This is a genomic window from Corynebacterium aquilae DSM 44791, from assembly GCF_001941445.1.
GTDB classification, from domain to species: Bacteria; Actinomycetota; Actinomycetes; order Mycobacteriales; family Mycobacteriaceae; genus Corynebacterium; species Corynebacterium aquilae.
In genome coordinates, this window is sequence record NZ_CP009245.1 from 187,275 (window position 1) to 214,030 (window position 26,756).

Here is a 26,756-nt window from a genome sequence, read left to right on the forward strand (position 1 = left end):
CCGCGATGCGGCGCTTCATTGCTTTCGTCTTCTTCATCCGCTTGTGTCACGCACGAGACTGACTGGATTAAAACATTCACCCGACGCCCATCGGCTTTTTCTCGAACAGAAGGGAAGAGAAAAACATGACTCACTCCAAGGACGCTAAAGACATCACTGTCGACGACATCGTCGCAGCAGGTCGTTGCCCCGTCGCCCACGGCGCAAGCACCGGCCTTAATGGTGCTCCGATCGCCAGCGAGAACCACTCCATCACCACCGGTCAGCAGGGCAGCGTTGCACTGCACGACTTCCACCTCATCGAGAAGCTGGCTCACTTCAACCGTGAGCGCGTCCCGGAGCGCGTCGTCCACGCCAAGGGCTCCGGCGCCTTCGGTGAGCTGACCGTCACCGAGGACGTTTCTGCCTACACCTGCGCGGCACTGTTCCAGAAAGACACCGTCACCCCGATGGTGGCACGTTTCTCCACCGTCGCCGGTGAGCAGGGCTCCCCGGACGCATGGCGCGACGTCCGTGGCTTCAGCCTGAAGTTCTACACCACCGAAGGTAACTACGACATCGTCGGCAACAACACCCCGGTGTTCTTCATCCGCGATGGCATCAAGTTCCCCGACTTCATCCACTCCCAGAAGCGTATGCCCGGCACCGGCCTGCGTGACGCTGATATGCAGTGGGACTTCTGGACCCGCACCCCTGAGTCCTCCCACCAGGTGACCTACCTGATGGGTGACCGCGGTATCCCGGCCGACTTCCGCCACATGGACGGCTTCGGCTCCCACACCTACCAGTGGATGAACGAAGCTGGCGAGCGTTTCTGGGTGAAGTACCACTTCAAGACCCGCCAGGGCTGGAAGTTCCTCACCGACGCTGAGGCCGAGGAGATGGCCGGCAAGAACGCCGACCACGCCCGCGAGGATCTGTACAACGCCATCGAGCGCGGCGACTTCCCGACCTGGGACGTCAAGGTTCAGATCATGCCGGTCGCCGAGGCTGAAGACTACCGCTTCAACCCCTTCGACCTGACCAAGACCTGGTCCCACAAGGACTACCCGCTCATCCACGTCGGTCACTTCACCCTGAACCGCAACCCGGAGAACTTCTTCGCCCAGATCGAGCAGGCAGCTTTTGCTCCCTCCAACCTGGTGCGCGGCATCGGTTTCTCCCCGGACAAGATGCTCATCGCCCGTGGCTTCGCCTACGCAGATGCTCACCGCTACCGCATCGGCGCCAACGCCGATCAGCTGCCGGTGAACCGCCCCATCTGCCCGGTGAACTCCTACGCCCAGGATGGCGCCATGACCTACGACTTCCAGGCACCCTCCCAGCGCGTCTACTCCCCGAACGGCTACGGTCGCGACAACGGTGTGCAGGACGATAACAGCAACTCCGGTTCCGGCGTCACCCTTGGTGTGGCTGGCGACCTCGGCCTGTGGGACACCCACGGCACCGACTTCACCCGCGGCGCTTACGTGCAGCACTCCGAGGACGACGACTTCGGTCAGGCCGGCACCCTGGTGCGCGAGGTCCTCAACGACGAGGAGCGCGAGCGTCTCGCCGGCAACATCGCCCGCGCCATGGCTGGCGTTTCCGCACAGGTCGAGCAGCAGTGCTACACCTACTGGAGCAACGTTGACGAAAACCTCGGCGCACGCGTCAAGGAACTGTTCACCGCAGCCAAGTAAGTATCAACCCCAAAGATGAGCGCCACCCCGGCGCCATCAGGCAACCCAAAGCCCTAGGCATCCACACCACGTGGACGCCTAGGGCTTTTGCCATGCCAGGACAAAAACCCTTACCCACTGCAGGCACCAAGAAGAAGCGAATCGGTGTGGAAAAGCTCCGGGCTCTGCACGGCGGCATCACCGACCCGGCACACCCGTCACGCCCGACGCACCTTCACTCCCGCAGCCTGTGTACCAACCCAGCGCGCTAGCGCCTTTCCGTGAACTCAGTGCGGCTCCTGCCGAGGCTCAGGAAAACCCGAACCCGCGACCCCCGGGGATCGGGGAGAGACGCCGGGAAGGGGTGCCAGTTGAGATGAGAACATGCTGAGACTCTAAGAAGAGATCTCAAATCGGCGCAGAATACGACGCGTGCGTGCAAGGTGTCAGGAGCTAGGGGTCCTGTCCACCGCCGAACGGTGAAAAGCGCCTCTACCTGGGAACTGCTGCAGGCGATGAACGGCATTTCGTGCATGTTAAAAATCGCCAAAATACCCCGGGCGGGTATACGTGATGAATTAATTTTTCCCAGCTAGATGGGATACCAGTCACAAAAAACGCAGTAAACGGGCAGATGTGGGCACTCTTTACAGGTCTTGTGCAGCCTTGGAAGCCTGTCAAGACCATCAAGAATCACCCCCGTATGGGGTTGGTGAAAGGGGTGAATGTCCGAACGGGCACCATTGGCGGAATAGGGAATATCAATACCCCCTCCCGTATCGACGTGCGGTAAAGCAAATTCTTATGTTTTTGTAGCGAACTTCTTAATGGAAAAGTGCAGGTGAGGGCGCTAAAGGGTGAGTGAATGTTTATAACAAGGTTTGTCTATATGTCCAGCGCATGCCAAGGAACTCAGGAACTTTTAATATTGAGTTGTGACGTGTAGTTTAAAAAGTCTGTAAATAACTATTTCCCCAAGGAGTACACACTGTGAGGAAAACTCACCTGATGCGCGGTATCGCGCGGCGCTCCCTCGCCTTGGCGAGTGCTTTTGGTGTCGCGCTCGGTGCCTCACTGGTCGTCGGCCCGGCCACCGTGCAGGCCTACACCTATGCCGAGATTGAGCCGAACTCTGGCGCAAGCCCCACCGTGGCGACCACCATGAGCCACTCCTTCGCGGAGGGTGTCGAGCCCGCGCCCAATGCCGAGTTCACCTACAACGGCACCGCCACCATCGGCGGTCTGAACGAGCCTGGCACTGCCTACAGTGCCAAGGTCTCGGTCAGTGCCGGCGGCGTCGGCTCCTTCAAGGGCGATGTCACCGCTGACAGCTTCAAGGTCGACGGTGACGCCACTGTCAGCAAGGTCGAAAAGGACGGCGATTCTTACATCGCCACCATCGACAACCTCACTGGCGACACCACCGTCACCTTCACCCACCCCGGTGTCGTTGACTCTCAGGCTGGTCCGGGTATGCGTGTCACCGGTTCCATGCAGGCCCGTGTCGACGTGACGCCCACCATCTCCTACGCTGGTCGCGGCTACATCGGCTTCCAGGGCAACAACGGCACCATCGCCGACTGTGAAGGCTCCCAGGTCTACCAGTATGAAATCGGTGACTCCGGTGCATGGCTCGCCGACATCAAGTTCGGCGACGTTGAGGGCAAGTACAAGGTCATGCCCGACAATGGTGCGCTGAAGCCTGCATCCCAGGCTGAAGTTCTCAACTACACGAAGAACACCATTAACATCCAAACCGCTGATGGTCGCGACATCACCGGCGAGATCATGGATATGTCTAAGTACAATCCTGATGATCCTTCCAAGCCTTTCGCCCCGGGCAACGCGTCTGCTTACCCGAACACCCGCTGGGTCGACTCGGTCAACTTCCCCTACGATCCCGCCACCTGGACCGGTAAAGCATGGCTGCCGGCCGGCACCGTCGTCACCATCGACCGTGGTGTGACCTATGGCGCATGTACCGGCAACGGTATCTCCACCGACCTCACTGCAAAGCGTGAGCTCGGCGTGAACATGGATATCGCCCGTGTGAACACCAGTGAAACCGACCTGGCCGTTGACAGCTTTACGCTGCCCGGCGAGGTTGCCCCAAGGGACCTGTGTGAAGACCTCGTTTACTCAAACGGTGACTCCACCAAGGCCACTGTGAAACTTGGTCAAGCGACCCTTCTGCCTAACGGCAAGTTGGCTGCGAAGCTTGTCGGCACCACTGAAGTTGGCACCGAGGCTATCGCTATTCCGCACGCCAAGGAATATCACAACCGCATCTACTACCTGACCAAGAGTCACGGCCTGTACTACTACGATGCGAACGATGGATCCAACAACTTTGTTGGCACCATTTTTAAGTTCGATCAGGAAAAGAATAAGCAGCCCTTCGCTGCCGCATTCGATCAGAACGACCAGCTGATCTTCATGGCCAACACCAAGCTGAAGACTTGGTACTCCCTGGACGTTCTTAGCGGCTCTACTAGGCCGGTTGAGTACCCCTATAAGCCCACTAACTTGACGCCGAACTCCTACGTGCGTGATATCGCGTTTGATAAGGCGGGTAACGCCTACTTCACGGCGAACGCCAGCAACACTGATGACACCGGTGTGCAGCTCTATAAGCTCCCTGTGGGTACCACAAAGGCTATTAAGTTGGGTTCTCCTGAGTCCGGCTCCGTCAACGGCCTTGCCTTCGGTAAGGACGGAAAGCTTTATGCGGGTTCTGGCAACAACATTTGGCGAGTTGACACCGAGACTGGGGAACTGACCAAAGTTCCTTGGAACAATGGTGGCCCCAGTGGTATTGGCGATTTGACCTCCTGTAACTACGACGTCCCGGAGCCCCCTACAGGCGGTACCCCGGAATTCTCCGTGGAGAAGTCTGCCATCGACCCCTCCACCGGTGCGGTCGTGAAGGCTGGCGAGTCTGCAGGTAACGGCGTCACTATCGCTCAGAATGGTACCGGCACCGTCCAGTACCTCGTCACTGTGACTAATAAGGGTTCCGGGGCTGGCACCCCTGAAGCCATCACCGACAACATCTCTGTCCCCGCAGGCTTCAAGGTCGAAAACGTTCAGATCAAGGACCTCAGCAAGGCCAGCGACAACGTTTCCGACCAGGGAAACAAGACTGAACTGACCCTGCAGGCCGGCGAACTCGGCGGCACCAACAACAGCCAGTCCTGGCTCATCACCGTCAAGGTGAAGGCCGACGACCCCGCTAGCATCGACTGGTCCGCCATCGGAGAATGCAACACTGAAGGCGCCGGCCAGCCCGGCACCGGCTTTTTCAACTCCGTCACCATGACGGACGACAAGGACGGCGACGAGAACAACGACGCGTGTGTTCCCGTCAATCCCAAGGGCAAGCTGATCCTGAAGAAGCGCATCATCGACAGCAGCACTGGCGCCGAGGTTGCACCCGAGGATCTCGACAAGTTCAACCTGTCCGCATCCAACATCGCCAACGACCCCTCCGGCGTCGTCGGCACCAACGGTGCGACCGCTGCCGTGAACCCCGGTACCTACCAGCTGGCAGAGTCCCCCAAGGACAACGGTGAAACCACCGGCTACTACCAGTTCGGTGCATGGGAGTGCGACGGCGGCGAGCTGAACGCGCCCGAATCCCAGATCAAGGTTGCGGCCAACGAAACCGTCACCTGTACGGTCACCAACACCCGTACGCCCAAGGTACACATCGAGAAGTTCGCCAACGACGCTACCGAGGACAACCCGCACAAGGGCAAGCCCGTCGTCGCTGACGCCGACGGCAACGTCGACATGGTCTACAAGGTTGTCGTCACCAACGACTCCAACTTCGCCGGCAACGTCGGCGCCATCTCCGATACCTTCGGCATCCCCGCCGGCATGGAATGGCGCACCGGCGCCAACGCCACCGTCGCAGAGGCCGAAGGCGTGCAACAGGGCACTACCGTGGGCCTGAAGTCCGAAATCACTGAGGCTGAACTCGAGGACTACGAGATCAGCAGTGGTGTCAACAGCAAGCGTTTCGACCTGAACATTGCTGAGGGCATCACCGACATGGGCCCGGGCACCCACACCTACATCGTCACTGTGCCGCTGCGGATCACTGCTTCCCCCACCACCGAAGAGGGCAAGCAGCAGCTGGCCACCCTCGGCGAGTGTGAAGACAAGTCCACCGAAAATGGCACCAAGCACACCACCACCGCTAAGGGCGTTGCCAACCGCACCACCCTGATTGGTGAGGACTACACCTACAACAGTGAGGGCTCCATCAAGGACAACGTTGCGTGTATCCCGGTGGTTCTGCCCAAGGTTCACGTTGAGAAGCTCGCGGCCGATCCTTCCGACGGCAACTCGCACATCGGCAAGCCGATCGCGGTTCCGAAGAACGGTGAGTTCACCACCTCCTACAAGATCGTGGTGACCAACAACACCGACTCTGACGAGCCCGTCACCACCGGTGCCATCACCGACACCTTCACCGTGCCGGAAGGCCTGGTGTGGGACGGCAGCAAGAAGGCGACCGTCACCGACGACAACGCCGACACTGCTGATGCCAACGGTGCAGCCGAAGGCCTCGTCACCGAGCTGAGCCAAGAACAGCTCGCCGGTGGTGCTGAGATCGCAACCAAGGTTGTGAACCTGCCCAAGGACGCGACCCACACCTTCACCATCACCATCCCGCTGAAGCTGGACACCGCTGATTCCGGTAAGGAAAACCCGGACCAGCCCGGCACCAACTTGACCAATGCCCAGGCCAACGAGTCCAAGCTGGGTACCTGTGAGGACAACCCGGAGTCTTTGACCCCTGGTGTCACCACCAAGACCTCCGGTATCGCTAACCAGGTGTCCCTGGTTGGTGAGGACCAGACCTACAACGACAAGACCTGGGAAAAGGACAACATTGCCTGTGTCCCGATCGAGTTGCCTGGTACCTGGAAGGTGCAGAAGGAAGCCAAGACCGATGACGGTTGGGCTGCCAAGGGTGCTCCTATTAAGGCTGGCACCACTCAGACCGGCTATGAGGTGACCACCACCTACCGCGTGCGTGTCACCAACAACGGTTCCAAGGCCGGCACCCACCCGGAGATCTACGACAACCCGTCCCTGCCCTCCCCGTGGAACATTGACTCCGTCAAGATCGCCAAGACTGAAGCCGACCTGGCTTCCGCCCCGGCGCTCGAGGCCGAGGAAAAGGGCTACAAGATCCCCTTCACCGAAAGCGTTGAAGGTTTCCGCTCCGCCGAATACTTCATCCAGGTGCACGCCACCGCCGACAATGTTCTTCCCGAAGAATGGGAAAAGATCGGCGAGTGCAACGTGGAAAAGGGCGGCAACGCCAAGCTGGGCGCCTTTAACAAAGTGACCATGGAAGACGACACCGACGGCGAAGACAACAACGACGCCTGTGTGCCCGTCACCCCGGGCGAGTCCCCGAAGGTTCCTGGCCCGTCGATTGAGAAGACCGACATCAACGGCACCCCCGTTGCCGGCGCAGTCTTCGCCCTCTACGACCAGGACCCCAGCGGCGCCGTTGAACCCATCGAGGTTCTCCAGGGCACTGACGGTTCCGAAAAGTGGGACGCCACCACCAAGCCGGCTTCCAAGTTCACCATGGAAACCAAGCTGGAGCGCGGCAAGACCTACTGGATCAAGGAGCTGAAGTCGCCGTCCTCCGAGTACACCCTGCTGCCGGTCCCGCTGAAGTTCATCGCCAAGGACACCAGCGTCTACGTCCCCATGGACGGGATGAACGAAGCCCCCGGCGTCTGCCCAGACTCCAAGCCGGACTGCTCCGAGGAAGAAAAGACCCGCACCATCGATGGTGGCACCTACACCCTGACCGGTAACGTGCTCAAGGTCGCCGACCCCCGCGCCGGCGAACTGCCCAAGGCTGGTGGCATCGGCCACTGGACCCTGGCAGGTGGCGCAGGCGTCCTGATCATGGTCAGCCTGATGTTCATGTTCCGCGCAAACCCGCGCCGCAACTAATACACAGCGCCCCTGACGCTTAAGACCTTAAGCGTCTGACACCGCCCGCAGGCCCCCACAGCCTGCGGGCGGTTGGCGTATAAACCCCCACCTTCTTCGTCGTATCCCTCAAGGGACACCCCAATGCGAGAAGAGTGGGGGCTTTCGGCATAGCTAGGTGTGCGCGGGGGTGTTATCCCACCCGAAATAGTCGCACACCTGCTAACCTTAAATCCTCATGAGAATTGCCGTGTGCTTGATGTTTACGGCGGCTAAATCTCCTGGCAGCACTGCATAATTAAAACCTGTCGCAGCCGCAGCTTTTCGCGTATGCCCACACCCCCACCGTGCCCCGGGAAGAAACCCCCAACACTGCCGGGGTGCAAGCCTCACCAGCCCCCGAGAGGACATCCACCGTGTTTGGCCCCACCACCCCACTAGCGCGCCGGCGCATCGGTGGAATGTGTGCTGCCATAGCACTCAGCGCGCTGTTTGGCCTGCCCACCGCATACGCCGCCAACACCCAAATTCCCGCACCCCACATCATCAGTGAGGACGCCTTCGGGCGACCCGCCCCCGGCGGCAGCTTCGCCCTCTATGACCAAAAACCCACACGGGGAGTCGAACCCATCGGCCGATACGTTGGCATCGCCGATAAAAACGACCCCTCCTACGACCCGATCGACCCCCACACCGAATTCGCCACCGACGCGAAAGTCACCGTCGGCCAACGCTACTGGCTCAAACAGCTCAACAGTTCAGCCACAGACACCGCGCTAAATCTCCAGCCGCTGGAGATCCTGGTGAAACAGCCCGGCAACTTCGTGCCAATCGTCGGTGGGGAAGAGGTATACACCTCCTGCGACCCACGGAAGAAAAACGTGTGCGACCCGCGCCTGGCGGTCAAACAAACCCCCGACGGGATCTACACCGTCGAAGGCAGCTACATTACCGTCGCTGATCCCCGCACCGGGGAAATCCCCCGCGCCGGCGGCATCGGCGTATGGACAGTTGCCCTGGGTGCTGCACTAGTCATTATTACCGGCCTGGTGATGACCTTCCGGCAGAAGCCCGCCACAGCGCGCGCCCGCACCACGCTGTCCGCCACGCCAGCAACCCAGACGCCCGCCCAGGTGCCCACCCAGGTCCAAGCACCTGCCCGCCCTCACACCCCGCCCACGCCTGCCCCCACCGCAGCACCCGTCGTGGCGAACCCAACTGTGCAGCCCGCACCCGCCACAGCCCCGGCAGACATCGGCGCAGACACGAGTCCCAACAGCACCCCGGCGAGCACACCCCCGCCTGCACCCCGCACCGGCGCACCGGCTACCGCCGAGCCGCGCCTGCCCGCGCAGCCGGAAGCCACCCACGACGCAGAAACCACGGCAGTATCCCCGCCCCGCACACCTGCGCCTGCACCTGCAGCGCACGCAGTTACCAGCCCATCACCACAACCAGCTGGCGTGCAGGATCCCCAGTCACCGGCCGCGGAACTATCCGCGCCGCAGCGAGAAGACCTCGCCCCCGTCGTGGGATTCGGTCAGGACTGGGAAGAAGAAACCGACCTGGTTCCAGACGTGCTTCCCCCAGCCTTCCTGCCCGACGACGACGCCGAACCCTACACCCTGGCCACCAGGCCAGCCGCAACCAAACCCGCCACGGAAGTGGCACCGGCCACCGCAGCAACCGCGCCCACCACGGACACGTCTGCCCCCACCAAACAGGACACAGCAAAACCAGGCCACGCACAGCCCCACACCCCGGCCGGACACGCGCCTGCCCAACCAGCACCTGCCGCCGCAACCGCGACACGACCCGGCCACACCACAAAGCCCACCAACACCTCCGCCGACCGCACAGATCCCGCGGCCACAGCGCACAGCGTGCCCCTCGTACAGCGCTTGAACCTGGCGGGCAAAACCGGCCAACCACACGTGCACGACATCCCCGTGCCCACCATCGACACCCCGCCGGCTGATCTTGTCGACACCATGATCAGCGGAAGGCGCCGCACCCCGGCCACAACCACCGCACAAGCCTCACAAGCCCCCACGGCTGCCAGGGGAGCAACCACAGCCCAACCGCGCCCACAGGGCCCCACACAACGCCCCACGCGCGATGGGCAGTACCCCGAGACCGCACTCGCGAAACCCACCAAGCAGACCAAGCCGTACTTTCCGCTCCACCCGCCACTGCCGGTCTTCCGCTTCGAGCTGCCCCTAGCCACCGACGACAACGCACCCACCACCGAGCCGCCCGCAGCTTTCCGCCATCCCGAAAAACCTGCGGTCGAAACCAAGGCAGCTACCAGCACCACAACACCAGCCAGCCCATGGGCCGACGACCCAGCCGGACTTACCCCATGGCTAGAGCAATCCAACCAGGACGAAACAACCCGATAAAACCACCCGCGCCTTAGCGCAGCCCACTTTCATTACACTGGGGTGCCACCCGCGCAGATACCCCAAAAGCCCTTAAGTTTTTCAGGGAACAGCATCTGCCGAACGAACAACCGCGTCACCCAGGCGCACACCCTAAAATCTTCAAGGAGAACCACATGGCACAAGCCCTGTACACCGCAACCGTCACCTCCACCGGCGGCGGCCGCGACGGTCGCGTCGAATCCCCCGCCGGCGATCTCGCACTCGACGTACGACCCCCGGCAGCACTCGGCGGTGCAGGCGAAGCCGCCAACCCGGAACTGCTCTTTGCCGCAGCATGGGCCTCCTGCTTCAACGGCGCCCTGCAACTGATGATGAAAAACGCCGGCGTCGACGTCGCAAAATTTGCGCCCGCAGTCACCGCAAACGTCACCCTCAACAAGGATGACAGCGACGGCGGCTTCCGACTGTCCGGCGAAATCACCGTCGCCTTCGACAATGCCGACGAACTCGACAACGCTGCCGAACTCGTCGCCCAGGCACACCAGTTCTGCCCCTACTCCAAGGCCGTGCGCGGCGACTTCGACGCCGAAGCGCGACTGGCCTAACAGCTCCCACAAAAACCAAAAAACTCGGGCCCCGCGACCAGGAAAACATCCCAGGTCGCGGGGCCCGCGTCATGCGCTAGAACTACTTCATCTTGCGCTTCTTTTTCTTCTTCACCCGCTCAGCGATCTCCTGCGGCGACAAAGTAGGCTGCTGCTTTTTAGCACCCTCAGGCTGGGAGCCACCTTTGGCCGCCTGCTGATCGCCACCATCCGGGGTGTTTTCCTCCGGCGCATCCTGCTGCTTGTCCCGAGCGGCCTGCTCCCGCTTAATGATCCGCGCATCCTCCACAGACACGCCGTAAATGGAACGGCCCATCGTGAACGACGCGACACTGACAACCACCAGCAAACCAGCAATCGACAGCACAGCGCGCACAAAATCATGCGCATCAAAACCCACCGTCGACCAATCATGGAACAACTTACCCATGATCATCAGCGGCAACGCCACACCCGGAATAATCGACAGCACATTAGCGCGCGACAACGCATCCGGGGCGCGCCACACCGCGACCGCACACAACACAAACGCCACCACACCGGCAAGCACCGGCACCAACGTCAACATTTCGGAAATACTCATCGCCGCTTACCTCCGGCCATTCGACAGGATCCGGGCCAAAGAAATCGTCGACAGGCAACCCAAAGTGCCCAGCAACATGATCTCGTAGGCAATCTGCGTCTCATGGGTCAACGACCACAACACATATGACGCCAACAACCCCAAAAACACCAGGTCGGACAAAATGGCGCGGGAACCAGAGTCCTTCACCCGCAACATCAACACCACACCAGCAATCATCGCAACAGCGACCACTGCTTGGGCGGCAACAATGATGACCTCAAAAACACTCATCACGCGCCCGTCCTTCCTTTAATCTCCGGAGCAAGACGCTCCTCCATGTCACGCAAACCCGCCAACACCTCATCCGGGTCCTCACCAAAAACAGCATGAACCAATAACGTGCGCGGCACCCCCTCAGCATCAGGATCGCGCAAACCAATCGACATGGTGCCCGGCGTCATCGTAATCGACGTCGAAAACGCCGCAATCAGCTTCTGGCTACGCACCCGCAGCGGATAACGCACCACCACCGGGCAATAACCCACAGAAGGCTTCAACGTGCGGCGCAAAATCTCCCACGCCCCCACATACACCTGGCCAAACAGCCACACCCCATAGCCCACAGCGTGGAAAACCTTCCCCACACCCGAAGCTTTGGCGGGCCCAGAACTGGACACAATCTCTTTGTTCGTCATAGCAACCATCAACTCTTCACATCAGCCATGCTCAGCACAGCCATTAATGCCCAGCGGCAGCAGCAGCCGCCAAGGGGTGGGAACCTAACACCGCATGCACATAACCATCCACATCCAGCATGCCCCCGGCGGCCGCCATCGTGGCAGACACCAAGAAACCAGCCAGGAAGAACAGCGCAACACTGAACAACGTCAACGTTGCACCAGGCAACAGCTTCGACGTCGCCACCACCAGGGTTTCGGGGACCTTCTCCGGATTCATATCCTTACCCCAAAACACCTCGCGCCACAGCCGCATCATCGACAGCAACGCGCCGAAAGACGCCACCGCAATCACAGCGATTACAAAAGCGGCCTTCCAGTCCGCCTCGCGGGCAACCTCCATCACGATGAACAGCTTGCCCCACACGCCAGAAAACGGCGGCAAACCAACAATCGAAAAGGCCGCGGCAGCAAACACCGTCGCCACCAGCGGATCGCGGCGCGCCAAACCAGACAAGCGAGTGAACTTACCGGTGCCATAAGTTTCCTCCACCGCACCAGCAGTCAACACCAAACCACCGACCGTGATCATGTGGTGAATCATGTAGAAAATACCGGCCGCCAACGCACGACGAGCATCCCCCGCCGTAAACGCCAACACCACCAGGATGAACGGCATACCGTTAACCATCTGGTAGCCAATGACCTGGCGAATCGTGTGCTCCCCGAGGCCCGCATACGCGCCCACCAGCATGCTGGCCACACACACCACGATGATCACGGTGTTCCACCGCGGATCCAGGTCAAAAATGACCACCATGATGCGCATCAACGCATACACCGCAACCTTGGTGTGCAAACCAGAAAACAGCGCCATCACCGCAGGCGAAGTACCCGGATAAGTGCGCGGCAACCAGGTGTGCACCGGGAACAAGCCGGACTTAATCGCCAACGCGATCACCACCAGGCCCATCGCCACAGTCACCGGGCCATGACCCGCCGCAGCACCCGCCAACGCCGCAATATTCGCGGTGCCGGCATTGGCGTACACAAACGCCACACCCACCAACAGAATCGTCGACGTCAACAAGTTCACCAACACGAAAGTACGGCCACCCGCCAAGCGGGAGAACGTACCCGTCATCGTGATCAAGCCATAACTCGGCAGCAACATGACCTCAATGAACACAAACAGGTTGAACAAATCACCCGTCAACAAGGCGCCACACACACCGGCAGACAGCATCAGCGCCAACGCCGGATAGAAACGCGCCCGGGTCTCACCGACGACAATGGCGAACCAGTTCGCCGCCACCGCAACAATGCCCGTCGTCGTCAACATCACCGCAGAAAACGCATCCGCGACGAAAGGAATCGACACACCGCCGGTGTACAGGCCCACATTGTGGGCCACCGTCGTGTGACCAGACTGGGTGTAGACGAACAACGCCGCGCCACCCACCGCAATACCGGCCGGCGCCAGCAGCGCCAGCACATCACGCACCACCCGCCACGGGGCGATAGCCGCCACCGCTGAACACGCCAGCGGCACAGCAACAAACAAAGGCAACAACATATCCATTAGTGGTGAGCCTCCCCAGCGCGCGCGGCCCTCGCCGCACGACGCGCAGCACGAAACGACGTCGGATCCAACAACTGAGCACGACGGCCACGGGTCTCCAGGGGAGACTCCGTATCCGGGTCCTCCACACTGCGCGTATCATCGCTGCGGCCCAACGCCGCCAACGCCAACATGAACGCCGTCGTCGCCATCGTGATCACGATCGCCGTCAACACAAAAGCCTGCGGCAAAGCATCAGCAGCATCCTCAATGGGGGTGCGCCCCGCAAAAGGCTCACCCCGCCACGCGCTCACACCGGCCGCCAAAATCGTCAAGTTCGCGGCATGAGAAATCAAACCCATGCCCAACACAATGCGCACCATGCCACGCTGCAGCACCAAAAATGTGCCACCAGCAACCAAGATGCCAATCGATAACGCCATAAACATTTACTTCACGCTCCTCGCGTCAGCATCGTGGCCAGGGGTGTCATCAGACACGCGGACCTGCGCGCCATTCAAACTGCGCGCACCATGACGGCCATCGGAATCCGCATACCCGTGCGGTCGGTACTCCTCCACCGGGTGCGCCGGCAGCGGGTTGCGCCCATCACGAGCAAACGGCAACAAATCCCGCTCCGCGCCGGGGCGCTGATGCCCGCCGAGGGAATTAATGCCCAGCGACAGCATGCCGATCACCGCCATAAACACGCCCACGTCGAACATCATCGAGCTCGACAGGTGCTCGCCAAGCACATGGCCGTGGATGGCGTACAGGAAGGAACCGTGGAACATGCCGGCGAAACCGGTAGCCAAAGCCACCAGCACGCCAACCCCGGTCAGCAGCAGCGGAACGCTCTTGCCCAACACCGGGCCATCGGTGGGTCGGGCCAGATAATTCAGCATCAACGCGGCACCCGCAACCAGGGCGGCAATGAAGCCACCACCGGGGGAGTTGTGGCCGCGGAAGAAGATCATCACCGACAACAACAGCAACACCGGGATAAGTACCCGGATCAACTGCATCATCGGAATGGAGTTAATACCGGACAGCCCCCACGTCGGCGGGTTGGTGCCGCGCTCGAAGGGGTGGCGGGGGATAGAGCCGACCACGGCGGCGATCACCACGCCGGCCATACCCAACACGGTCAGCTCGCCCATGGTATCCAGGGCACGGAACTCCACCAGGATGGTGTTAACAATGTTGTCGCCACCAGAAATCTCCGGGGCATTGTTCAAGTACCACATCGCCAGCTCGGGGCGCTCATTGCGGCCCATCAGGAACCACACCGCGCCGAAAGCCGCAAAACCCATGCCGACCGCCAGGCTGGCGGTCACCAAGGTGCGCTTCTTACCGGACTGCTTGAAGCTGGCCGGCTGGAAACGGATCACCAGCATCATGACCACCACAACCAGCAGCTCCACCATGAACTGCGTCAACGCCACGTCGGGCGCGCCCAGCAGCAAAATCTGCCAGGTCACGCCGACACCGATGACGCCCAGCAAAATCACGGCAAACATGCGGTTGCGGGTCATCACGATGCCGACGGTAGCCAGCGCAATGATGAGCAACGCCACGGCGTCGCCGAACTGCTCCTGGCCAGCGATACGCGGAGCGGCAGCCACCCCATCGATGCCCGGGCCGACAGCCACAGCCGCAGCCAACGCCAGCACCACCAACAGTGGGTAAGTCATGTGGCGGGAAGGGGAGTAGGACGCCGCCATGCGGGCACACACCCGACCCCACCGATCCAGCACCTTCAGCATCCGCTGCAACAGGGAATTACCGCTAAACGGCAGGAACTCGTGCTCGTCGACCAGCGCGTACAGGTGGCGGCGCAGCAGCACACCAATGCCACCGACGATGAGAACCGTCACGGAAATCATCAGCGGCACCGTCACACCGTGCCACAGGGCCAAATGCACGTGCGGCGTCGACGTCACAGCACCGACCATCGCATCCAAAGGCTCATCAAACGCGCCGAGGAAAAACACCGCGGGCAAAGACAACACGCCCGGCAGCGCGGCAGGCAGCCACAACGACACCGGAGCTTCCTTGACCTCCGACATGTCGCGCGGGCCGTCAACAAACGCACCCAGCACCAAACGCGCCGAATAGGTCATGGTGAGCACCGCACCAATACCGGCAGCCAACAGCAAGATGACCACGCCGGCATGCGGCAGGGGAGCTTCCTCAAACGCCTCAAGCATGCCCTCCTTGGACACGAACCCCAGCATCGGGGGCACCGCAGCCATCGACAGCACACCAAACATGACAGAGCCAAAAGTGAACGGCATCCTCGCCACCAGCGGGCCCAAACGGCGCACATCGCGCGAACCGGCCTGGTGGTCAATCACACCAATCAGCATGAACAGGCTGGACTTAAACAGCGCGTGCGCGGCGGTGTGCACCAACGCCGCAGCGAAAGCAAAAGGAGTACCCACACCAATGGTGGCCACAATCCACCCCAGGTGAGACACCGTCGAATAGGCCGTCAGCTTCTTCAAATCAGTCTTTTGAATAGCGAACAAGCTAGCCATCACCGCGGTCGTCATACCCACCGCAATGAGCATCACGTTCCACACATGATTGTCGTGGAACACAGTGGAGAAACGCAGCAGCAGATAAATACCAGCCTTCACCACCGCAGCAGCGTGCAGGAAGGCACTCACTGGGGTAGCGGCAGCCATCGCCTCAGGCAACCAGAAGTGGAACGGCAACTGCGCCGATTTGGTAAACGCCGCCAACGCAAACAGCACCGCCAACGCGGTGGCCAGCATCGGGCGCTGCACCCAAAACTGCGAATCGAGAATGCCCGACAAGCTGGTGGTGCCGGCGGCAGTCGCCGACGCCGCCAACGCGATCAACAGGAACAAACCACCGGTAAAGGTCAGGATCAACGTGCGGTAACTGCCGGCCTCGCCACCGGAACCAGCGCGCGCAATCAGCAGGAAGGAACCAATAGACACCAGCTCCCAAGCGATAAACAGCAACGCCACATCGTCGGCAAGCACCAACAACAGCACGCTGAGCATGAAGCCCGACATGATCACATAAAAGTTCCCGTTGCCATGCCCACGGCCCTTATGCAGGTAAGCCGCCGAGTAGGTGAACACCACCGCGCCCACGCACAGCGCCAACAACGCAAAAAATGCGCTCAACGCGTCGGCACGCACAGCAAAAGCCGCATCCATGCCGGGGGCGACGAAACTTTTCACCCACACCTGGCGGAATGTTTCCGCATTGCCATTGAGAATCTGCGGCATCTTCCGGAAAAGAATCACCGCCGCAGCAACATAGGTCAACGCGATCGGATAGCCGGCGCGCCGATCAAAAAGGGCAACAGCCAGCGGAGACAGCACGAAAGCAGCCCCCGCTAGGGCAAGGACGTAGAACACACTCACAGGAGAACCACACCTGACTCATCAGCACTCAACGATTTAAAACACATATGCCCCCTACGTTACCTGGCAAAACACGGTGTGCCTACTCGCTGAACAGTGATCAACCTCCTACATTCTTTAGAGTATGAGCCCCTCCCGCCCAAGCTATGCCCGCAGACTGATCATCGCCGCCGCTTTCCTCGCCCCCACCCTCGGGGGCGCAATCGCCACCCACGTGACCCACCAGGAGATTCACACCACCTGGAACACCAACCCGGAGCACGCCGTCGCGGCCCCCAGCCCGCTGGCAACCGACAGCACCCAACTCGTCGACGCTCGCCGCGCCGCCGGGCAAGCAGCCTCGCAGGCCGGCTTCCTCACTACCGGCACCAACGAGCTCAATGAGGGACTCAAACAGCTCAACGACAAAACCGAAGAACTAGCCAACGGCATCACCGAACTCGACGACGGTGCCAAACAGCTCAACGAAGGACTAGTCCAACTCCAGGCGGGAACCGGGCAGTTGGGCGACGGTGCGGTGCGCATCGCCGACGGAGTATCCAACGCCGTCGAACAAGTCCAAGGGCTGACCATGATCCAGGCTCAAGTCATCGGCGCAGTCGACAACATCGACCAGCAGCTAGCGCAGTCCCGTGATCCCCGCGCCCCCGAATGGCGCAAACAACTCGCACAGCTACGCACGGAAGCCGCAAAGCTCGGCATCAACGGCGACATGGCCGACCAACTCGACCAACTCCGCTCCGGCACCCGCGACCTCGCCAACCAGCTCGCCGTGCCCGGCTACGCCTACCACGACGGCATCTACAAAGCCGCCGAAGGAACCAAAAAACTCACCCAAGGCACCAAACAACTCAACGAGGGCACCGCCGAAGCCATCGACGGGATCGGCAAACTCGCCGAAGGCGGCGAAAAAGTCAACCAGATGGCCCAGCGCACTAGCGACGACGTCGACGCCGTCGCCCGTGCACTCCCCGCCCCCGCCCCCATCGCCGCAACCGGCGCCGACGCCGCCGAACCCGACGCGCCCGCTCGAGCCCTAAGCCCCCTTATCGCCTTCCTGATTACCGCACTAGTGTCCCTCGGTGGGGTAAGCCTGTTCGCTATCGCCCGCCCTTGGACCTGGAGCCGCATCAACCGCTTCGGGCTGACCCCCACCATCGTCGGAACCGCGGCCGTCGGCGCCGTCGGAGTCGCAACCCTCATCGCCACCACCAGCACCCTCGACCCCACCGGCATCGTCCTCGCAGCACTAGTGACCTTCGCCGCCGCCATTGTCGCCACACTGGCCGGCAGAGCCACCATCTCACTATTCGGCCCCACCCTCGGCCGCGTCATCCTCTTCATAAGTCTCATCCTGCAAATCGCCATCGTCGGCCACGTCTGGACCGGCACCGCCACCTCAGACACCACCACCGCCTGGGCAATCGCAACCAGCCTGATGCCCATCAACTACCCCGTTGAAGCACTCGTCACCGTCGGCAACAACGGCGAGACAATGCACCTCGTGATCGCACTAGCCGTCATGGTCGCCACTGCACTTCTTGCAGGACTAGCAGGACGCTTCGTGCGGGTACCCGTCGACGAATACGGATTCGCCGAAGAACAAGGCGTCGCAGACGAAGACTACGACCAAGCCTAAAAACCACTAACATCCACGCCGTGCAGCGATCCCGCCACCGAAAGGGGCGGGATCTTTCAATGCAACACAACCCCAACCGCGGGCTATAGCCCCCGGATTAACCCCCTGCTCCAGGGCGACAACAAAAAATCAGGGTGATGAGAAAACTCTCATCACCCTGATGTGGTGGTCGGGATAACAGGATTTGAACCTGCGACCTCTTCGTCCCGAACGAAGCGCGCTACCAAGCTGCGCCATATCCCGGTATCGAAGCCTTACGGCTACCCGAAAGACTATAGTGCACGCACAGACCACGCTGCAAAACACCAGGCAGAAAGCATATTCACGCCCGCATCCCCGGCGGTAGCTCGTTCGCTAATGCGCCAAAACCTTACGTTCAGTCAACGTCAACAACGTCGCAGACGGACGACAAAAAAGACGCACCGGCGCATACTTCGAAGTGCCCAAACCATTGGACACATGCATCCACATATCCCCAAAACGATGCAGCCCACTGGCGCGCTTCTGGTCAATCCCACAATTAGTCACAATCGCCCGCTGGCCCGGCAAACACAACTGGCCACCATGGGTATGCCCCGACAACGTCAGGTCGTACCCATCGGCCTCAAACTGGGCCAACACCCGCGGATCCGGCGAATGCAACAACCCAATGGCAATATCCGCATCCGGATTAGGTCGACCCTGAATCCGCCCATAATCATCCAAATCATGGTGCGGATCATCCACCCCAGCCACCGCGATCTTTACTCCGCCGGCCCGAAACTCCACCCGCTGATGCGTCGCGTCCTCCCAACCCCGCTCCACAAACGCGGCCCGCATGCCCTGCCACGGCAACGCCTCCTCGCTGACCTTGCGCTTCTTGCCCAAAAGGTAGCCAACCGGATTAACCGGCCGAGGCCCAAAATAATCATTAGAGCCAAACACAAACACACCAGGGCGGTTAAGCAAAGGATCCAAAGCGTTAATCACCAGCGGGACGGCGTCCTTGTCGCCCAAATTATCCCCCGTGTTGACCACCAGGTCAGGCTCCAACTGTGCCAAGTCCCGCACCCACTGCTGCTTCTTATCCTGCCCCGGGATCATGTGCAGATCAGAGATGTGCAGCACCCGCAGCCCTTGAGAGCCCGCAGGCAGCGCGCCGGGGTTCAGTACCGGCACCGTGACCTCGTGTAGTTCAAACTGGGAGGTTTCCCGATTGCCCCACGCGACGGTGGCGGCGCCGGCGACGGCTGCGGAGGAAACGGCGGTGAGGAGGGATTTTTTCACGGTGTTCACAGACACCATGGTAGATGGCGGGGTACGCTAAGCAACCATGAGTGAGATTCGTGACGAGCTGCGCGCCGACCTGGCGCAGGCTATGAAAGCCGGCGATAAGACCCGCACCGGCACCATCCGCATGCTGTTGTCCGCCATCATTGTGGAGGAAACCCAGGGGGCCGCCCACTCCATCACGAAAGATGAGTTCCTGAAGGTGGTTGCCCGCGAAGCGAAGAAGCGTCGCGAATCCGCCACCATCTACACCGAGGCCGGTCGTACCGAGCTGGCGGAGCAGGAAAACGCCGAGGCTGATGTGCTGGAGACTTACTTGCCGGCACAGATGAGCGATGAGGATGTGGCGGCACTTGTCACAGAGACCATCAAGGAAGTTGCTGGCGATGAAGCCCCGTCGATGAAGATGATGGGCCAAATCATGAAGGCCGCCAGCGCCAAAGCTGCCGGCGCTGTGGATGGAAAGCGCCTGTCCACCGCCGTGCGCGCAGCCCTGGCCTAACGTCTGGCCCAAGCACAAACTGCAACTCCCACTGCCCCAAGTTGATCTTCGGGCAGTGGGAGTTGCTGTTGTGTGGAACGTGGTTTTACTGGCCGGTGTTTTGCAGCAGCTGGTTGACTGCCTCATCGACCGCGGATGCCAGATCCGCGACCGGATCATTGGCCGGGGCCGGCGCCTGCGTAGAAGTGGGGCGCTGAACTCGCGGCGTCGGGGTGGGGGTGGGCGGTTTGGTGCCGTCCGATAGCTGCAGGACAACTTCCTGCCCCTTCATCGTCACGCCCGCCGTGTTCACTCCGACGGCGCGCCCCTTCGGCATGCCATTGCCAGGAACAAATTCGGTGCGCACCCGGTAGCCGGCGCGTTCGAGACGCTTGCGGGCATCCGCCTCAGCCAGGCCGGTCACGCGAGGGATGTCCTGGGTGGCGGTGCCGGTGTTGTAGATCGGATCGTAGGGCGGGATGATGCCCTCGGCCGGCCAGCCGAGGGTTTCAGCCAAACCGATCCAGGTGCGGGCGGGCTCCATGCCGCCGTACAGGGTTCCCTCCTGGCACTGGCGCAGCGGGCTGGTGCACAAGGGAGCGACGGTGGTGCCGTCGTTGTAGATGTAGGGTACGGCCGCAAAGTTGGAGTTGAAGCCCATAAACGCCGCCGACTGGTGGGTTTCGGTGGTGCCGGTCTTACCGGCGGTCGGCGCGCCCCACCCCATGTTTTTAGCGGCCTCGCTGGCGGTGCCGTTAACCATGTCGCTACTCATCGCGTTAGCCAAGGCGTGCGCCACACCCTCATCGATGACCTGCTCACAAGGCGGGGAGTCGATGGGAACATCGTTGCCGTTGCGGTCGGTAATCCGCTCAATGGGGGAAGGCTCGCACCACACACCATTGCTGGCCAGGGTGGCCGCCACGTTGGACAACTCCAGCGGGTTCACCGCAGTCGGGCCCAGGGTGAAAGAGCCCAGGTTGTGGTCGATCATGTACTGCGCGATCGACGATTCGCCGTCGAAACTGCCCGGATCCTCATAGTCGCGCAGTCCCAGCCGCACCGCCATATCCACCACGGCCGGCACGCCGACCTGCTGGATCAGCTGTACGAACGTGGTGTTGGGGGATTGGGCCAGCGCATCGCGCAGGGTCATGCTGGGGCGGTACACGCCCGCGTTTTCCACGCAGTAGTAGCCGGGCGGGCAGTTCGGTGCGCCACCCTCACCCATGCCTTGGGCGTTATAGCGGGGCGGCACGTTGAGGATGTTGTCGATACCCATGCCGCGCTCAATGGCGGTGGCAGCGGTAAACACCTTAAACACGGAACCAGCACCCGCGCCGACGCGCGTGAAAGGCTGCGGCAGCACCGTCTCGCCCTCATCCAGGTTCAGGCCATAGTTGCGGGAGGAAGTCATCGCGAGCACCCGCCGGGTGTCCGCGCCGGGTTGTACTACGTTGAGCACCTCGGCGGCGCCGGGGGTGGTGGGGGAGACCTGGGCGGTGACCGCGTTGTGGGTCATTTCTTGGATGGCGGGATCCAAGGTGGTGTGGATGGTGTAGCCGCCGGTGAACAGTTTGTCTTTGGGGAGGTCTTTTTTAGCGAGGTAGTCGATGACGTAGTCGCAGAAGAATCCCTTATTGCCGGCGGTGATGCACCCGTTGGGCAGCCCGGTGGGGACTTCCTGCACGCCGAGCGGTTCTTGCTTGAGGGCCTGCACTTCCTCCACCGGCAGGGCGCCGGTTTCGGCCATGGTGTCCAGCACGGTGTTGCGGCGCTCGATGACGCCTTCCGGGTTGGTGTAGGGGTTGAGCACCGACGAGGATTGCACAATGCCGGCCAGGGTGGCTGCTTGCAGCGGGGTCAGGTCGCTGGCGTGGGAGCCGAAGTAGGTGCGGGCGGCAGCCTCGATGCCGTAGGCACCATTGCCGAAGGGCACGATGTTGAGGTAGCGGGTCAGGATTTCGTCTTTGCTGAGCCGCTTATCCAAATCGCTGGCCATGCGCATTTCGCGCAGCTTGCGGGGGATGGATTGCTCGGTGGCTGCGACCTGTTCGGCTTCGTCTTCCGCGTCGACGAGAAGTAGATAGTTCTTCACGTATTGCTGGTCGATGGTCGATGCGCCTTCTTGGACTGAGCCGGAGAAGATGTTTTTGACCATGGCGCGGGCAGTGCCTTGCCAGTCGACGCCGGGGTGTTCGTAGAAGCGTCGGTCCTCGACGGACACGATGGCCTGCTTCATAATTGGCGCGATTTGGTCGGGGGCGACGTCGAAGCGGCGTTGCTTGTACAGCCAGGCAATGGGTTCGTCATTGGCATCAAGCAAGGTGGTGACGCCGGGGGCAGAGCCGTCGGTGAGGTCTGCCAGGTTGGACTCCATTGTTTCCTGGGTGCGTGAAATGCCGACGCCGGCAACCGTGGCCGCAGGCGCCAGGCCGACGGCACCTACCAGGCCGGCGGTCACGACTGTGCCAGTGATGATGCTCAAACGACGAAGAAAACTCACGCCCCAACCCTACGTGGCGAAGCTGAGAAAAAGTACCTTTAGCGCCGTCGCGGAGGAAAATTAGGTCGTCGTTGGTGGTGGGGTAGGGGTGTGTCGTGGCCTGTTGGGTGGCTGGTTGATTTGGAAGCGGGGTGATAGTGGGGTGCTGGTGGAATTGTGCGGTTGGGTGGGGTGGAGGGGCAGGACGAGGTGGTGCGGGGTGGTGCAGGGTGGTGCGGGGTGGCGTGGGGCAGAGAAAAGGGTGAATTGGTTCAGCGGGTGGGGGTGGGGCAGTGGGGCCTGTTCTTGCTGCATAGATGCGTTATTGGGGATGTGTTGTGCGGGGGGATGCGCTGTTGAGTGAGCAAAAAATCAGGATTGGGGGAAGCGAGGGGGTAGCCATTTTCAAAAAGTGGGGCAAAAAACGCCCAAAGCTTTTTGGAAGGGGGTAAAGTCCCTTTCTGATCGAGGGGTTCGGCTCCCTTTATCACGAGATAGACGTGATAGGTACTACGAGAAGAAAACCTGTCATTCAGCAGGAAGTTTTTTCTTTCGTGCTGGTCATGACCTTTTTGCAGACGCGCGGTGGCGGCGGGGGTAGGGAAGTATGCAAAAAGGTGCACCCGGAATGGTGTGACTTATTCGACATAGGTGCATGTATGTGAATACACTTACATTCGTCTCGTGAATAGCCGCCCACGTTAGGAGGGAAGCAATGACCGCTTCACTCACCAACACGAAAAACAACCCCTACCTCTCCGCATCGACCACCACGGTCGAGCCCGCAAAAACCCGCGGAGACTGGGTAACCCAAGCAAAGTGCCGCGATGGTGATCCCGACGCGCTCTTTGTCCGAGGGGCAGCACAGCGTCGCGCAGCACAAATTTGCCGCCGTTGCCCTGTCGTCGACCTCTGTCGCGCAGATGCCCTCGACAACAAGGTCGAGTTCGGCGTCTGGGGAGGCCTCACCGAACGTCAGCGCCGCGCCCTGTTGCGCGCCAACCCTGACGTCACCGATTGGGCCGCCTACTTTGAGCGCCATGGCGACGAACTCCTCGGCGTCTAACCCCCACTAGCCGCATCCCATACAGGCCACCTTCGGTGGCGTGTTGAAGGCTCCGCCCCGCGACCCACATCAGGGTTTCCAGCGTGCGGTGCCTTGCGATGAAGGCCCATGCCACCTTTTGCCGGCATGGGTCTTCACTTAATTCCTGCCCCGCTCCAGGACCGGCCACCCCCACAGGTGGGTTTGCTCCCACCACCTTGCGGGGTGAAAACCAGTAGAATCGCCGCCATGACTACATGGGAATACGCGACCGTGCCGCTGCTGTCGCACGCGACCAAGCAAATCCTGGACACCTGGGGCGAAGACGGTTGGGAACTCGTCGCCGTCACCCCCGGCCCCAACCCGGACAACTCAGTGGCCTACCTGAAGCGGCCGAAGCAATGAGCGCCACCCAGCGTCTCGCGGAGCTCGGCATCACCCTGCCCACCGTCGCCGCTCCCGTAGCGGCCTACGTTCCGGCCATCCAGGTCGGCAACCAGGTGTGGACCAGCGGCCAGCTGCCGTTTGTCGACGGCAAATTGCCCGCCACCGGCCACGTCGGCGCCGAAGTTAGCGAAGAAGACGCCAAGGGCTATGCCCGCCAGGCCGCCCTGAATGCGCTCGCCGCCATCGATCAGCTCGTCGGCATCGACAACGTCACCCGCGTGGTGAAGGTCGTCGGCTTCGTCAACAGCCCCGCTGACTTCACCGGCCAGCCCGCCGTCATCAACGGCGCCAGCGAACTGTGCCAGGAAGTCTTCGGGGAAGCCGGCCAGCACGCGCGCTCTGCCGTCGGCGTGGCCGCCCTGCCCATGGGTAGCCCCGTCGAAGTCGAAATAATCGTGGAAATTGCCAACTAGTCGGCAAGCAAAGCAACTACACTTAAAAACCATGGAGCACCCCGCCTACAGTCAGCTGCGACAGGTCACCCCGTCAGCAGCCGTTGTCCTCTGTCCCAATCCCGGATACGCCACCCTCGACGGCACGAACTCTTGGGTTATTCGCGCCGAAGGCGATCCGAAATCCATCGTTATCGACCCGGGCCCGGAAGACGAAGGTCACCTCAACGTCCTGCACTCCAAGTCGGACGAAGTCGGCCTCATCTTGCTGACTCACCGCCACCACGACCACGGTGACGGGGCTACCCGCTTCAGGCAGCTGACCGGTGCCCCCATCGCCGCCAGCGACGCGTCCTACTGCCGCGACGCCGAGCCGCTCAAAGACGGCCAGTTCATCACCCTCGACGGTGTGACCCCCACCATCGAAGTGATGGCTGCCCCCGGCCACACCAAAGACTCCGTCTGCTTCTTCATCTGGTCCGGCACCCCCGGCGAATCCACGCTGGAAGGCATCGTCACCGGTGACACCATCGCCGGCCGCCACACCACCATGATCAGCGAAACCGACGGCGATCTGGGCCACTACCTGGAAACCCTCGGCACCCTGGAAGAGCGTGGCAAGGACATCACCCTGCTGCCCGGCCACGGCCCAGAGCACCCGGATACCTCCCAGCTGGCCCGCAAGTACCTCGATCGGCGCGCCCAGCGTCTCGACCAGGTCAAGCAGGCTCTCAAAGAGCTCGGCAAGGACGCCAGCATGAAGGAAATCGTCGACTTCATCTACACCGACGTCGACCCGGTTCTGCGCGACGCGGCCGAACAATCCACCCGCGTTACCATGCGTTACCTGGAAAACCACCCGGACGCCTAAACCGCGCCCCACACAACACCCCACCGCACCCGCGCAGCACGCGCACCGCGGTGGGGTGTTCGTGCGCAAAAAGCAGAAACCGGCCCAGCCGACAAGACCGCAACACAAAGCCCGCCTCCCAGAGGGAGACGGGCAAAGCCTGTGTGGCGAAAAGTTAGCGGGCGCGACGCGCCAGGTGCTCGGTGTCAGAAATCAGCACCGACTTACCCTCCAGGCGAATCCAGCCACGCTGCGCGAAGGTCGCCAGCGCCTTGTTCACGGTCTCGCGGGAAGCGCCCACCAGCTGGGCGATCTCTTCCTGGGTCAGGTCGTGGTTCACGCGCAATGCGGCACCCTCCTGGGAGCCGAAGCGGTTCGCCAGCTGCAGCAGGGTCTTAGCGACACGGCCGGGTACGTCGGTGAAGATCAAGTCCGCCAGGGAGGCGTTGGTGCGACGCAGACGACGCGCCAGGACGCGCAGCAGCTGCTCGGAAATCTCGGGGTGCTGGGCGATCCACTTGTGCAGCATCTCGGAGTTCATGGTGGCGGCGTGAACATCGGTCACGCACACTGCCGAAGAGGTGCGGGGGCCCGGATCGAAGATGGACAACTCGCCGAACATGTCGGAGGGGCCCATCACGGTCAGGAGGTTCTCGCGACCATCCGGGGCGTGGCGAGCCAGCTTCACCTTGCCGGAAGTCAGAATGTAGAGACGGTCGCCGGGTTCACCCTCTTCGAAGATGACCGCGCCACGCGGGAAGCGAACCGATTCCAACTCTGAAATCAACGTGCTCACCGCCGCAGGGTCAACACCCTGAAAAATTCCGGCACGCGACAGGATCTCCTGAACGGCTTCCACAATTGACTCCTTAGACAGGCTTAACTTTTTGGATGAATCGCTAAACAACCACGCGCACCATGCGACGTGGACACAACCCCACCCCGGTGTTGTGACACACGCAAGGCAGAACCCCTCACAAACGCTGGGGGGAAGCGGCGAAAAGCGGCGAATTGTATAACCAAAACCGTTTTCCGGAAATGCTAAAAAGCTGTGCTGTTCACCACTCTACTATGTTCTAAGTCACGAGGGAATAGAAAGCGTGTTCGCGCCACGAAACAGTCGCGACTTCGCCACATTTTCTAGTCCGCACGCACCTCAACAACGGGCTGCCCGGAACGGGTAACAACAGCCTCGAAATGCTCCATACGCATGGCAAACACCGCCAGAACGACGGGGGTGAGCAAACACAGTGCGGCAATCATGTCTCACATTCTACCCACGCCAACGACCACCAAAAACCACCCCCAAGTCTTAAGCTGGGGG

At 61.3% G+C, this 26,756-nt stretch carries 20 protein-coding genes and 1 tRNA gene; 10 read left to right on the forward strand and 11 right to left on the reverse strand.

Going from position 1 to position 26,756, the window contains the following annotated elements; genetic code table 11:
• Window positions 1–125 precede the first annotated feature (125 nt).
• From CAQU_RS00740 to CAQU_RS00755, 4 genes are all read left to right on the forward strand, one after another.
• Window positions 126–1,682 carry a catalase gene (locus CAQU_RS00740; RefSeq protein ID WP_075724370.1) on the forward strand — a complete coding sequence of 519 codons (1,557 nt, stop codon included), beginning with the start codon at window positions 126–128 and terminating at the stop codon, window positions 1,680–1,682.
• Between the two features lie 969 nt (window positions 1,683–2,651).
• A complete protein-coding gene (locus tag CAQU_RS00745) occupies window positions 2,652–7,649 on the forward strand; it encodes a SpaA isopeptide-forming pilin-related protein (protein WP_157108837.1) in 4,998 nt (1,665 codons plus the stop codon).
• A gap of 395 nt (window positions 7,650–8,044) precedes the next feature.
• On the forward strand, window positions 8,045–10,030 hold the full coding sequence (locus tag CAQU_RS00750; protein WP_075724374.1) for a hypothetical protein: 1,986 nt from the start codon (window positions 8,045–8,047) through the stop codon (window positions 10,028–10,030).
• Between the two features lie 155 nt (window positions 10,031–10,185).
• Entirely contained in the window at window positions 10,186–10,617 is a 432-nt protein-coding gene (locus CAQU_RS00755; RefSeq protein WP_075724376.1) for an Ohr family peroxiredoxin, read from the forward strand.
• A gap of 82 nt (window positions 10,618–10,699) precedes the next feature.
• On the opposite strand, the gene CAQU_RS00760 is transcribed toward CAQU_RS00755, so the two are convergent.
• The 6 genes from CAQU_RS00760 to CAQU_RS00785 are packed head-to-tail and all read right to left on the reverse strand — an operon-like array spanning window position 10,700 to window position 16,824.
• Window positions 10,700–11,200, reverse strand: coding sequence for a Na+/H+ antiporter subunit G (locus CAQU_RS00760; RefSeq protein ID WP_075724378.1), 501 nt, complete (start codon window positions 11,198–11,200; stop codon window positions 10,700–10,702).
• Between the two features lie 6 nt (window positions 11,201–11,206).
• Window positions 11,207–11,476: a cation:proton antiporter gene (locus CAQU_RS00765; protein WP_157108838.1), complete on the reverse strand. Its 270-nt coding sequence runs from the start codon at window positions 11,474–11,476 to the stop codon at window positions 11,207–11,209.
• Window positions 11,473–11,877 (reverse strand): monovalent cation/H+ antiporter subunit E, encoded by a 405-nt coding sequence (locus tag CAQU_RS00770; protein WP_245797272.1) that lies wholly within the window; start codon window positions 11,875–11,877, stop codon window positions 11,473–11,475. Before CAQU_RS00770 ends, CAQU_RS00765 begins: the two co-directional genes overlap by 4 nt.
• 43 nt (window positions 11,878–11,920) lie before the next feature.
• Window positions 11,921–13,441: a monovalent cation/H+ antiporter subunit D family protein gene (locus tag CAQU_RS00775; protein ID WP_075724382.1), complete on the reverse strand. Its 1,521-nt coding sequence runs from the start codon at window positions 13,439–13,441 to the stop codon at window positions 11,921–11,923.
• Window positions 13,441–13,869: a cation:proton antiporter subunit C gene (locus CAQU_RS00780; RefSeq protein WP_075724384.1), complete on the reverse strand. Its 429-nt coding sequence runs from the start codon at window positions 13,867–13,869 to the stop codon at window positions 13,441–13,443. Before CAQU_RS00780 ends, CAQU_RS00775 begins: the two co-directional genes overlap by 1 nt.
• The gene (locus tag CAQU_RS00785; RefSeq protein WP_075724386.1) at window positions 13,870–16,824 is read right to left on the reverse strand and encodes a DUF4040 family protein; all 2,955 of its coding nucleotides are present in this window, start codon (window positions 16,822–16,824) and stop codon (window positions 13,870–13,872) included.
• 124 nt (window positions 16,825–16,948) lie between these two features.
• Here CAQU_RS00785 and CAQU_RS00790 point away from each other — a divergent pair, with 124 nt between their 5' ends.
• The gene (locus CAQU_RS00790; protein ID WP_075724388.1) at window positions 16,949–18,463 is read left to right on the forward strand and encodes a hypothetical protein; all 1,515 of its coding nucleotides are present in this window, start codon (window positions 16,949–16,951) and stop codon (window positions 18,461–18,463) included.
• A gap of 166 nt (window positions 18,464–18,629) precedes the next feature.
• Here CAQU_RS00790 and CAQU_RS00795 read toward each other — a convergent pair.
• Window positions 18,630–18,706: transfer RNA gene (locus CAQU_RS00795), tRNA-Pro, on the reverse strand.
• Window positions 18,707–18,817: 111 nt separating this feature from the next.
• A complete protein-coding gene (locus tag CAQU_RS00800; RefSeq protein ID WP_084562647.1) occupies window positions 18,818–19,747 on the reverse strand; it encodes a metallophosphoesterase in 930 nt (309 codons plus the stop codon).
• A gap of 28 nt (window positions 19,748–19,775) precedes the next feature.
• On the opposite strand from CAQU_RS00800, the gene CAQU_RS00805 reads away from it, so the two are divergent.
• On the forward strand, window positions 19,776–20,234 hold the full coding sequence (locus tag CAQU_RS00805) for a GatB/YqeY domain-containing protein (RefSeq protein WP_075724390.1): 459 nt from the start codon (window positions 19,776–19,778) through the stop codon (window positions 20,232–20,234).
• Between the two features lie 85 nt (window positions 20,235–20,319).
• Here the strand turns inward: CAQU_RS00805 and CAQU_RS00810 are convergent, their stop codons facing one another.
• Window positions 20,320–22,719: a transglycosylase domain-containing protein gene (locus tag CAQU_RS00810; RefSeq protein WP_075724392.1), complete on the reverse strand. Its 2,400-nt coding sequence runs from the start codon at window positions 22,717–22,719 to the stop codon at window positions 20,320–20,322.
• A 694-nt stretch (window positions 22,720–23,413) separates the two neighbouring features.
• On the opposite strand from CAQU_RS00810, the gene CAQU_RS00815 reads away from it, so the two are divergent.
• The 4 genes from CAQU_RS00815 to CAQU_RS00825 all read left to right on the forward strand — a co-directional run bounded on the left by CAQU_RS00815 (window position 23,414) and on the right by CAQU_RS00825 (window position 25,453).
• Window positions 23,414–23,764, forward strand: coding sequence for a WhiB family transcriptional regulator (locus CAQU_RS00815; protein ID WP_075724394.1), 351 nt, complete (start codon window positions 23,414–23,416; stop codon window positions 23,762–23,764).
• 228 nt (window positions 23,765–23,992) lie between these two features.
• Window positions 23,993–24,148: a Sp36 family protein gene (gene sp36, locus CAQU_RS12530; RefSeq protein ID WP_211276123.1), complete on the forward strand. Its 156-nt coding sequence runs from the start codon at window positions 23,993–23,995 to the stop codon at window positions 24,146–24,148.
• Entirely contained in the window at window positions 24,145–24,603 is a 459-nt protein-coding gene (locus CAQU_RS00820; RefSeq protein ID WP_075724396.1) for a RidA family protein, read from the forward strand. The genes sp36 and CAQU_RS00820 overlap by 4 nt, the downstream gene beginning before the upstream one ends.
• A 31-nt stretch (window positions 24,604–24,634) precedes the next feature.
• Window positions 24,635–25,453, forward strand: a complete 819-nt coding sequence (locus tag CAQU_RS00825) for an MBL fold metallo-hydrolase (protein WP_075724398.1) — start codon at window positions 24,635–24,637, stop codon at window positions 25,451–25,453.
• A 154-nt stretch (window positions 25,454–25,607) separates the two neighbouring features.
• Here the strand turns inward: CAQU_RS00825 and glxR are convergent, their stop codons facing one another.
• Both glxR and CAQU_RS13145 read right to left on the reverse strand, forming a co-directional pair.
• Window positions 25,608–26,291 carry a CRP-like cAMP-activated global transcriptional regulator GlxR gene (glxR, locus tag CAQU_RS00830; RefSeq protein WP_075724400.1) on the reverse strand — a complete coding sequence of 228 codons (684 nt, stop codon included), beginning with the start codon at window positions 26,289–26,291 and terminating at the stop codon, window positions 25,608–25,610.
• A gap of 281 nt (window positions 26,292–26,572) precedes the next feature.
• On the reverse strand, window positions 26,573–26,695 hold the full coding sequence (locus CAQU_RS13145) for a hypothetical protein (protein ID WP_281248000.1): 123 nt from the start codon (window positions 26,693–26,695) through the stop codon (window positions 26,573–26,575).
• Window positions 26,696–26,756: the final 61 nt, after the last annotated feature.

Excerpts from the sequence above, each read along its gene's own strand:
- CAQU_RS00740 (WP_075724370.1), top strand. The coding sequence starts at position 126 with ATGACTCACTCCAAGGACGCTAAAGACATCACTGTCGACGACATCGTC.
- CAQU_RS00755 (WP_075724376.1), top strand. The coding sequence starts at position 10,186 with ATGGCACAAGCCCTGTACACCGCAACCGTCACCTCCACCGGCGGCGGC.
- CAQU_RS00760 (WP_075724378.1), bottom strand. The coding sequence starts at position 11,200 with ATGAGTATTTCCGAAATGTTGACGTTGGTGCCGGTGCTTGCCGGTGTG.
- CAQU_RS00770 (WP_245797272.1), bottom strand. The coding sequence starts at position 11,877 with ATGACGAACAAAGAGATTGTGTCCAGTTCTGGGCCCGCCAAAGCTTCG.
- CAQU_RS00775 (WP_075724382.1), bottom strand. The coding sequence starts at position 13,441 with ATGGATATGTTGTTGCCTTTGTTTGTTGCTGTGCCGCTGGCGTGTTCA.
- CAQU_RS00780 (WP_075724384.1), bottom strand. The coding sequence starts at position 13,869 with ATGTTTATGGCGTTATCGATTGGCATCTTGGTTGCTGGTGGCACATTT.
- CAQU_RS00790 (WP_075724388.1), top strand. The coding sequence starts at position 16,949 with ATGAGCCCCTCCCGCCCAAGCTATGCCCGCAGACTGATCATCGCCGCC.
- CAQU_RS00800 (WP_084562647.1), bottom strand. The coding sequence starts at position 19,747 with ATGGTGTCTGTGAACACCGTGAAAAAATCCCTCCTCACCGCCGTTTCC.
- CAQU_RS00805 (WP_075724390.1), top strand. The coding sequence starts at position 19,776 with ATGAGTGAGATTCGTGACGAGCTGCGCGCCGACCTGGCGCAGGCTATG.
- CAQU_RS00815 (WP_075724394.1), top strand. The coding sequence starts at position 23,414 with ATGACCGCTTCACTCACCAACACGAAAAACAACCCCTACCTCTCCGCA.
- sp36 (WP_211276123.1), top strand. The coding sequence starts at position 23,993 with ATGACTACATGGGAATACGCGACCGTGCCGCTGCTGTCGCACGCGACC.
- CAQU_RS00820 (WP_075724396.1), top strand. The coding sequence starts at position 24,145 with ATGAGCGCCACCCAGCGTCTCGCGGAGCTCGGCATCACCCTGCCCACC.
- CAQU_RS00825 (WP_075724398.1), top strand. The coding sequence starts at position 24,635 with ATGGAGCACCCCGCCTACAGTCAGCTGCGACAGGTCACCCCGTCAGCA.
- CAQU_RS13145 (WP_281248000.1), bottom strand. The coding sequence starts at position 26,695 with ATGATTGCCGCACTGTGTTTGCTCACCCCCGTCGTTCTGGCGGTGTTT.